Below are 9,252 nucleotides of genomic sequence, written 5' to 3' on the forward strand. Positions count from 1 at the left end.
AGGCCATGCACCGTGAGTGACTTCGCATCCGCCCGCCCGAGGTCGGATGCTGCGTTATCTCCAGGAAGGTTTCGGTTCCGGCGGCGGCACCACCCGCCGCCGGAACCGCCCGGTGTTACCCGATCGCCTTGGCGAAGAGGTTCACCATCGTGTCGATTGCGGTGCCGGTTCCGTCCGGCGACCAGCTCGGATAGGCGATGTGCGAATTCGAGGCGTAGAAACTCGCCGCAGTGAATCCTTCCGTCACGAGCTGCCCGAGCTCGGCCGCGTCGTCACTGCTCGCCAGCGCCATCACCGATCGGCTCAGGCCGGCCAGATCACTGTCCTGTGCCTGCACCGCCATCAGCGATCCGATCGGATCGCCCGGATCGTGCAGCTGCTCCGGGCTCATCTTCTGCCCCGGCGTGAGCACCCCGAGGGCCACCTGCGCGAGCTCCACCGCCACCGGCATCAGCCGCGACAGCTCGAGCACGTTCTTGCTTTCGGCGACCGACCAGGCGATTTCCTGAATCTCACCGACATTGCGCGCCAACCGGATCACATCGACGTTGCCGAGCAGATCAAGCACCAGCGCGGCGATTGCGGCCGTGCCGGACGGGTCCGGAACCATCGCCACCAGCCGTGAGAGTGTCTTGAAGTCCACCCCGGCCGCCATCTTCACCAGCGGGGAGAGCTGATTGTTCAGATCCCCCGCGATGGCGTGCGCGCCGCGCACATCGCCGGTGGCAATCTTGCCCGGGAGTTGCTGCAACCCGGCCGCCACCGCCGGATAGTCGACCGCGGTCACCCCCGAGACGACGCCCAGCAGCTGATTGATGATCGTCGTCGGCTTGGCCACCGAGAGCACGCGGGTGGCCGTCCGCAACTCCGGCGGACCCGAGGCCGCCAACGGCGACAGACCCGCCACCAGCGCGTCCGCCGACCCCGCCAGCGTCGACACATCGACCGGCTCACCCGAGGTCCGCGCCTCGAGCAGAGCCGTGCTCGTGTCGGTCACCGCTTCGGCGGCCGAGAGCACCGCCGGAACGTCGACCTGCTCGAGCATGTCGAGCACACCCGCGGTCGTCGCCTCCGGCGACCCCGCGGGAGCCGAGGTGAACGTCTCGCGCGCACCCGGATTGCTGTCGATCCACGCACGCGCCTGCTCGACCGGCGTCAACGTCTCCGACACCAACCGAGCCTGCTGCGTCATCCGGGCGATGGTCGCTGCCGAGGTCGTCGACGTCGGTCCACCGCTGTCGAGCGAGGACACCGACTCGGCCAGCCGCGTTGCCGCCCCGACCACCGCCGACAGATCCGCGTTGCGCCAGGTCCCCGGCGAGGACAGCTCATCGACCAGCGACGATTGCGCCACTGTCGACGTGCCGGTGATCGTCGGAGTCTGCGGCGTCGCGGTCGAGGTGAGCTCGGCAGAGACATCCACCGTGCCGGGAGGGTTGGCGATGATCCGGCCCAGCGACGCCAAAAACGGTGTCGCCTGCCCGTCGGTGTTGCAGTACGCATCGTCCGGGTGGCAGATATCGAACACCTTGCCCGCGAGCGTGCCGAACCCCTCCGGCGCCGGCCCCGCGATCCCCTGACCGGCGAGGGGCGGGCCGATCAACGTCGCACCCTCGGTGCCCCGCTTCGGATTGGCGAGCAGAATCACCGCCTCGACCTGCTGCGCAGGCACCGGGCCGAGGCCGTGGCCGATATTGACGGCCAGATCGTTGCCGATCTGCGCGCCCTGGCTGTACCCGGCGACGACGAACTTCGACGTCGCACAGCGCTGCATCAACTCCGCCGCCGCCTCATCGCCTCGCGACTTCGATTCGGCATACGAGGTGCCGTTGAAGAACGCCTCCCCCGGGTACGGCACATACAGCGCGTCGAGGTTCTTCCCGTATCGCTGCTCGAGCGCATTACCGACGTCCGCGAGCATCCCCGTCGGGGTGTTCGGATCGGCATTGGCCGAGGTCTCCGTCGTGCCGGGAATCATCAACGCGATCGTGCGCGCACAGCCGTTCGCCTCGGCAGCATGGGCCGCCGCCGGCGCCGTCATTGCGGCCGCGGCCGCCGCCGCGACCGTCAGGGCAATTCCTGCTTTCCTCATCCCGGACTATCCCCCGACTGCTTCGATGGAGCGGATCAGCACCCGGCCGTCCTCGGCCGTGGTCGTCGTGATGCGCTGCTTGAACTCGTAAGGGCGATCCGGGCGGACCTCGGTGATCTGCGCGCTGTAGGTGTTCGGGCCGATCGTCGTCACCTCGAGGCAATGCGTCGTGCCCAGCGGAACGGTGTCGATCCCCTGCTGAATCGTCGCCGCGTCGGGCAACGGCGCATCCGGTGCCATCAGCTCCCGCACCGCCGGACCCGACCGCAGCAGGTAGTAGCGGTGCTCGAGCGCCGCGATCACGCCCTCACCGGAGACCTGATCACCGTCGCCGGGGGAACACCGATCCTCCGCCGCAGCCGCCGTGGTCGGTGCCGCAGTTGCCGTCGCCGGAACCAGGCCACCGAAGTCCGCGTCGTCGTCCCCGCTCAGCGCGCCGACCAGCGCCGACACGCCCCAGCCGGCCATGCCCACCACCGCGACAGCCGCCAGGCCGACGCCGCCGTAGAACAGCCCACGGCCGACCGGTGAGCGGGTCGCGGAGGTGGTCGATCCCGCCACCGCCGACGCAGCAGGCCGAGCGGGGCGGCGACCGGCCTCGGCCGCCGCCACCACTCGAGACACCGACTCACCGCCGCCAGCTCTCCCAGCGCAGGAGAAACGCTCCTCCGACACGGCCGTCCGCACCATGCGGGTTCGGGGTGCCGTCGCGTCGAGGACGCGCGGTGAACCCGGTAGGTTGCTCCGTTTCATCGCCTCGTCTCCCCCCTCGACCGCGACTCAGGCCCCGAGCGTCGGATTCGCGGCGTCGGCCTGAGCGGGAGCCCCGCCGGCGACACCGCCTCCGACCGCTTCACTGATCAGACGCGAGGCCAAACCCGGCGTCGCATCCTCGAAGAAGGACCCGAGAGTGCCATCGACCTGCTCGATCACCTGCTCGCCGCCCGGCTGCGCTGCGACGAACTCGCGGGCCTGTGCATCGAGAGCCGGGGCGTCGGCCGTGACGAACTGTGTCACCGCGGCGGCAACCGGAGCGGTGGCCGGCTCGGCCTGCCACTCGGTGAGGGTGGAGGCGACCTGGTCGGTGATCGACTCCTGGTCGAGGTCCGGAACCTCGATGTCGATGGGCGAGGCATCCGCACCCGCGCCGTAGACGGTCCCGGCTGCGACACCGAGAGCGCCGCCTCCGACCGCGCCGACCACGGCAGCAGGGACACCCGCCACCGCCGCGCCGATACCGGCCCCGGCTGCCGTACCGGCCACACCCCCGGGCACCCAGCCGATGCCGGGCACCAGGACGCTGCCTGCTCCCATGCCGAGGTGGCCGCCGATCGTGCCGCCGATCAGACCGCCGGTGACCGCGGCCGGGACACCCACCGCTGCCGCGCCGCCGATCGCGCCGACCGCGCCACCAGCGACCTGCGCGGCCGCCAGACGCTCGGCCTCGGTCGTCTCGATGCCCACCGAACGGTAGCCATCGGTGACCATCGCCTCGATCGCGGCGGTGTTGCGGTTCACGTCGTCCGCATCGGGATCGGACACCCAGTTCGGCTGCTCGAACAGCAGTCGACCGGCCCGAATCATCTTCGGCGGTGCCTGGATCGGCGCCGTCGGCTGGACTGCGACCGGCAGATGGAGCCGGCCCGGATCGATCGGGGCCGGCGCGCTGTAGTAGTCGGCATCGTAGATGCCGGTCTCGTAGTCGTACCCCGGCAGCGGGCGGGTCTCCCCCCGGTACTGCACCGGCACCGGAACCCAGTAATCGGCCTCGTTGTTCTCTGCCGGAGCTGGTTCGGGCGCAGGAGCCGGAGGCGTCGAGGTGATGCCCGCTTGGCCTCCGCCGCCGGGCTCGGGTGTCGAAGTGATCCCGGCCTGCCCCCCGCCGGAATTATCGGTCGGAGCCGCTGCCGCGGTCGGCGCCAGTGCGATGACCAATCCGGCAGCGGCCGGAGCCAGCGTGGCGGTGCTCAAGACCGCACTGGTTGCCCTGCGGCGGCGATGTCTGCTCACGAATAACCCTCCCGTTTCATGTGGCGCGCCGGGGGAGATAACCGCATGGCCCCCCGGCCGTTCGGTGCCCCTTGCGAGCGAGCTGAGCGTACTGATCGACCGCTTTCCCGCCCACTGCGGCTCTTTGTATCATAATACCACCGCAACTTACTACCGGAAATGCAAATCCGCACGTCAGGAAGGGTGCAAGATGGATGAGTTCCTAGCCCAGAATCTGTCCCAGCAGGGAGGGAGATTGTCGAGAAGCACGGTTCGCGGCTTCAGTGGAGCCCGGCTTCGCCGCCTACGGGAAGCGCGCGGACTGACCGGAGACGACCTGGCCGATGCCGCAGGCATCTCCGAAGCCACGCTGCGCTCCTGGGAGATCGGGCGTGCCAATCCCACGCCCAGCCTTCTTGCCGACGTCGCGAAGAAGCTGCGCGTGACAATCGGTGACCTGCTCGTCCTTCGCTCCGACGAACTCACCCTCGCCGATCTTCGCACCCTCGCCGGCCTCAACCAGGCCGATGTCGCGCAAAAGCTCGGCGTCGGCACCACCACACTCACCCGCATAGAGAAGGGCCGGCGCGACTACGACCCTGAGGTCGCCCGCGAACTCGCACGCATCTACAAGGTCAAAGTCCGCGAGCTCCGCACCGTATGGGAGCGCACCCGGCAGATCCGCCTCGACATGCTCGAGAAGCTCTAGGCCGACCTCGTTCGGCGAAGTTAGAACCGTACAATAAAACCACGCGCCACGCCGAGGTGCGCGGAAACTGACAAAGGCCACTCGGCCCGCTAACCTGAAGCAGATTCATCGGCCCGATCTTGAAGAACGGGGGGTTCGCACAATGGCACAGCCACACAAAGGCGACCGCGCCGCGATAACTCTACGTATCCCCGCGGAGCTGCATCAACAGCTCCGTCGGGACGCCGAAGACGCCAGGATCGCGCTGTCTCAGTACGTCGCCGACCTACTCGCACTCCAAGCCGGTAGGCCGGACCTTGCCCGCGAGATCAAGGCGGTGCCCGTGTAAACCCCAGCCCAGAGGGACGGTAGCCGCCAACTAGACGCCCCTCAGAAGCGGAAAACCCCCCACCGGCCAAGGTGGAGGGTTCTCCAAACCAAATATCTGCCCGATCGGTCGCCAAACGTTTCGGGCATTCGAACTTTCTCTCCCAGAAAGTCTTCGCTATGCATCTTAGCGAGCGCACCGCGCTTGATTCAACTTTTGTCCACACGAGGCGTGCCAACCGTCGAGGCCCCGGCCGCGCCGCTCCCAAGACCCGCCGCGGCCGCCGTCGCGGTAGCTACCACCTCCACGTCGCCGATGGCGCCTACTCCCCCATCCCCGTCTGGGACTCCCGCGCCGGATGGATGCGCCAGATCATCACCTGGGCGCGCAGCGACACCGGCATCCAAACCTGCCGTCAGCACCGCCTCGCCCCGGACAAGTTCATCGCCGCCGCGAACGCGCACGCCGCCTACGCCGACGAATCCACCGGCCGCAGCCTCACCGCAGCTCGGGAAACCCTCGCCGAGTACGCCGGCATCAGCACCGACGTCCTCGACCGAGCCCGCCGGATCCTTCGCCGCATCGGAGCCGCAGTCGAAATCGTATGCGGTCGCTACCTGACCATCGCCGAACGCATCGAGGCCAGTCTCGCCCACGGAGGCCGCCAACTCCGCGCCGCTTCCGTATGGGCATTGACCAGCAAGTTTGCGCTGGATCCTTCGGTTTATCCCCAGTTTCCGAATCATGCGGATCTACCGAAGAACCCCTTGGGTTCTTCGGATATCTCCCGTTCCCGAGTAATCACCAACGCGCGCGCTCCGCGCCGCGCCAAGGCCGAGACCACCGCCTACCCTCGACCACTGCGCACCCAGATCGCCGCAGCACGCCTCGCAGACCGCCTCGCACCCACGATGCCCGACTACCGAGGCATCGACCGGGACGGCCACTACGTGCCAGGCACCAGCCACCAGCACATCGGAGCCATCGCCGACGCCCTGACCGACGCCGGAATCGACACCCACCGCTGGACCGGCGACGCCATAGCCGACCGGATCACCGAGTTCCGCCACGACCGCACCCTGCCGCGCCTAACGTCCCCGGCAGCCTTCCTGCGCTGGCAGCTCCGAGCCCTCGCCGACGTGTGGGCCGGACCCACCCCCGCCGAACGCCGCGCCCACATCCAGGCCGAACGCGCCGCCGCCCGCGAGGCCGAACTCGCCCGCCGCGCCGCCAACCCCCCAGCCAGCGAGCAGACACGCGCCGCCGCCCGCGCCGACCTCCGCCAGCTCCTCGCCACCCGCTCCACCCACTCCGGCCCGCGGACCCAGGTCCGTAGGGACCGCTTCGGCCGCCGTGTCCGCTGAGCACGTCCCCACTCCGTCCGGCCCCGGCGCGCACAATCGGCGAGGCCGCAGGCCCGAACCCACCCCGAAGTTACGATGAGAACCATGACCGGGAAGAAGCGCATGGCCTTCGACATCACCGAAGCCGACGCCGACCGGATCCGCGCCGCCTACGTCGGCACCCGCGTCATCCTGCCCCCGGCCACCCTCAGCGAGTTCATCACCGACCTACTGGTCGAGGCCACCGAACGCCTGGAAGCCGAACACAACGAAGGCCGGCCCTGGCGCACACCCAGCCGCAGCGAACTCAAATCCCTCTCCCAGACCGGCGTCGGACGCAACGCCCCCGGCCGCCCAGGAGAGCAGGACCAGCAATGACCAAGGCGTCACGCACACCGCGACCCAAACTCGGGTTCCACACCGACCAGGCCGAACGCATTCGCGCTGCCTACCTCGGTACCCGCGCAGTCCTCCCGCCGAGCACCTTCAGCGAATTCCTCGAAGCCGCCGTCCTCGAGACGATCGAGCGACTCGAAGCCGAACACAACAACGGCCACAGCTGGGACGCCCCGGCCGCCGGGGAAGTCAAGTCCACCGCCCAGACCGGCGTCGGCCGCTGGAATCGCACCTGACGGGTCCTCTGTCGCACGTCCTCAACTGCGTTGAGGACACGATGAGAACCACCCACTCTCACCGGCGGCGGGACTCTCACGCCTCATGGATTCCATTATCACTATGGAATCCATGATATCAGGCAGCAGCGCCGAATAACCCTCGAGCACCCATGCGAGCGTGCGCGAGAATCCGCGACAATAACGCTGCCACCAGCGCAAACAACGCCCACCACGTAGCCGGCCGAATGACAGTTGCCGCCGTCCTTCTCGTCGTGGCGGTAACCATTCTCACCTTCGAGCCGATAGCGGGCCGCACCACGACGCAAGATCGGTCGGTGCCGCGTGACACAGTGCCGACCACCGACTGACCGAGCCTGAGAAAAGACCGCCACCGACGTGAACGAGCTCCACCTCTACGCCCGAACCATCTACCTCGGCTTCGACGGCCCGCCCGAGCCTGCCCGCGACCTCGTCGGAAGTCTCACGGGTCTGTGGTGGCTACTGATCGTCGCGGCGCTCATCTGCTTCGGAGCGTGCGAGTACATGCGGCGAAAAAGCGTGACCAGGAGGGAACGGCAAGAGAAGAACAGACTCGGCGCTGCCCTCTTCCTCTACTGCGGCCTCATGGGATTCGTCGTCGGCGTCTTCGGTCTGATCGCCGCGAACTAACCTTCCCGAGCTTGATACCCGGGAGGCTCGATACTCGATCTCTTCTTTCCGCGAGCGTGCTGTCGTGGCCGATCGTCGTCGGCGTGGACGGATTCGCACTCCGGAGCCACGGTCCTGCCGACATCGCGAGACGCCGACCCGAACGATAAGAACCATCACGCGGCCCGGACCGGCTCCCCCGAGAACCGGCCGGGGCGCAGCCGTCTCATCTCACGTACCCGACTCGATCCGGTCGTGACCTGCGACTCTCATCTGAGAAACCCCTTCTCATGCCATGGTTCTCATTGTTACTATGGGAACTATGATGTGGACGAAGCGACGCCAGAACAAGAACACCTCAATGCCCGAGAACGTGACAGCCGTCAGCGGATCCATGTGGTTCGCAGGCGTGACCATCACCGTAGGAATCGGGGCGGCCGCGTTCATTCTCAGCTTCCTCGCACTGCGAGACCTGTGCATCCAGGCCGGCCAACCGGAAGAGATCGCCTTCCTGTTCCCCGTCATCGTCGACGGAACGATCCTGCAAGCCACGATGGGAGTCGTCTCCCGACGTCACGACCACCGGGCGCGACGATTTTTCTGGAAGATTCTCATCGGAGCCGCCACCGTCTCGATCGCAGGAAACGCGATCCACGCCGTTCTCACCACGACCCCCGGCTTCAACTCCGTTCTCGCCGCCGTGATCGCCACACTCCCGCCGATCTCACTGCTCGCCTCCACCCACGCGCTGACCGTTCTCGGCCGTCGCACCGCCGCACCCACCGAGAACCCCGCCGAGACCCACATCGAATCCGCGCCCGCGACACAGCCGCGCCGTGAGACCGCGAACGAGAACGCGACCGCACCCAAGACTCACGTCACGACCACCACCGAGAACTGTGCCGCCGCCGAGACCGCGAACGAGACCCCGGTCGCGCAACCGACTCGCACCGCGACCGCTGACGCTCTCACTCGACAGCTCGAGGTGCCACTGCCCCACCTGCCCGGCACACACCTCGACACCAACCCCATCCCGACCTTCCACTCCCACGAGGAACGTCGCGAATGGGCACTCACCCGACGCCAGGCCGGAGTGGACGTGCCCGTCATCGCCCAAGAAGTCGACCGCTCCGTCGCCACCGTCTACCGCTGGCTCTCCGAGGCAGACACCCCGATCACCATCTGAGCATCACAACAACATCGGAAAAGCAACTTTCCAGCGTCAAATCTGAATCAACAAACAATCAGACCGACATCAAAAAACGTCCACGTCTGATGCCTGCCAGTCTCACCTCGGCGCATCGAACTCGGGAATCGCCCCCGGTTCGGTGCGCCGAGTCGCATTTGCAGCGTTGACCAGGGGCGATCCCGCCCCCGGACCCCCTTCGGGGTGACCGAGGTGTCGACGAGCAGTGTGCTCGGTGGTCGGTGTGGCAGTCGGATCTTTGCCTCGTTGGTCTCGGGGCCGGCAAACGTATGCTCCCGCGGCCGGCGGACGGCGCCCCCTCGCCCTGGCTAGGAGTGTGCCCCGGCTCGTCTGCCGTGTGTCG

Annotated in this window: 10 protein-coding genes; 7 read left to right on the forward strand and 3 right to left on the reverse strand. The window is 67.7% G+C overall.

Annotation, left to right across the window (positions count from 1 at the left end):
- Positions 1–115: 115 nt before the first annotated feature.
- From G6039_RS15470 to G6039_RS15480, 3 genes are all read right to left on the reverse strand, one after another.
- Positions 116–2,041: a cutinase family protein gene (locus G6039_RS15470; RefSeq protein ID WP_241258799.1), complete on the reverse strand. Its 1,926-nt coding sequence runs from the start codon at positions 2,039–2,041 to the stop codon at positions 116–118.
- A 57-nt stretch (positions 2,042–2,098) separates the two neighbouring features.
- Complete coding sequence (locus G6039_RS15475; protein WP_235194014.1) at positions 2,099–2,716, reverse strand: DUF8176 domain-containing protein; 618 nt, start codon at positions 2,714–2,716, stop codon at positions 2,099–2,101.
- A gap of 156 nt (positions 2,717–2,872) precedes the next feature.
- Positions 2,873–3,841, reverse strand: coding sequence for a hypothetical protein (locus G6039_RS15480; protein ID WP_043797415.1), 969 nt, complete (start codon positions 3,839–3,841; stop codon positions 2,873–2,875).
- A gap of 208 nt (positions 3,842–4,049) precedes the next feature.
- Here G6039_RS15480 and G6039_RS15485 point away from each other — a divergent pair, with 208 nt between their 5' ends.
- From G6039_RS15485 to G6039_RS15515, 7 genes are all read left to right on the forward strand, one after another.
- Positions 4,050–4,790, forward strand: coding sequence for a helix-turn-helix domain-containing protein (locus G6039_RS15485; protein WP_235194013.1), 741 nt, complete (start codon positions 4,050–4,052; stop codon positions 4,788–4,790).
- A gap of 142 nt (positions 4,791–4,932) precedes the next feature.
- On the forward strand, positions 4,933–5,118 hold the full coding sequence (locus tag G6039_RS15490) for a toxin-antitoxin system HicB family antitoxin (protein ID WP_003939322.1): 186 nt from the start codon (positions 4,933–4,935) through the stop codon (positions 5,116–5,118).
- Between the two features lie 158 nt (positions 5,119–5,276).
- Positions 5,277–6,461, forward strand: a complete 1,185-nt coding sequence (locus G6039_RS15495; protein ID WP_241258800.1) for a replication protein — start codon at positions 5,277–5,279, stop codon at positions 6,459–6,461.
- Between the two features lie 84 nt (positions 6,462–6,545).
- Positions 6,546–6,818 carry a ParB family protein gene (locus G6039_RS15500; protein WP_043797413.1) on the forward strand — a complete coding sequence of 91 codons (273 nt, stop codon included), beginning with the start codon at positions 6,546–6,548 and terminating at the stop codon, positions 6,816–6,818.
- Positions 6,815–7,072: a ParB family protein gene (locus tag G6039_RS15505; RefSeq protein WP_043797412.1), complete on the forward strand. Its 258-nt coding sequence runs from the start codon at positions 6,815–6,817 to the stop codon at positions 7,070–7,072. The genes G6039_RS15500 and G6039_RS15505 overlap by 4 nt, the downstream gene beginning before the upstream one ends.
- Positions 7,073–7,450: 378 nt before the next feature.
- Complete coding sequence (locus G6039_RS15510) at positions 7,451–7,723, forward strand: hypothetical protein (protein WP_043797411.1); 273 nt, start codon at positions 7,451–7,453, stop codon at positions 7,721–7,723.
- A gap of 388 nt (positions 7,724–8,111) precedes the next feature.
- The gene (locus tag G6039_RS15515; protein WP_235194012.1) at positions 8,112–8,888 is read left to right on the forward strand and encodes a DUF2637 domain-containing protein; all 777 of its coding nucleotides are present in this window, start codon (positions 8,112–8,114) and stop codon (positions 8,886–8,888) included.
- Positions 8,889–9,252: the final 364 nt, after the last annotated feature.

Source organism: Rhodococcus aetherivorans, assembly GCF_011058165.1.
Classification (GTDB): domain Bacteria; phylum Actinomycetota; class Actinomycetes; order Mycobacteriales; family Mycobacteriaceae; genus Rhodococcus; species Rhodococcus aetherivorans.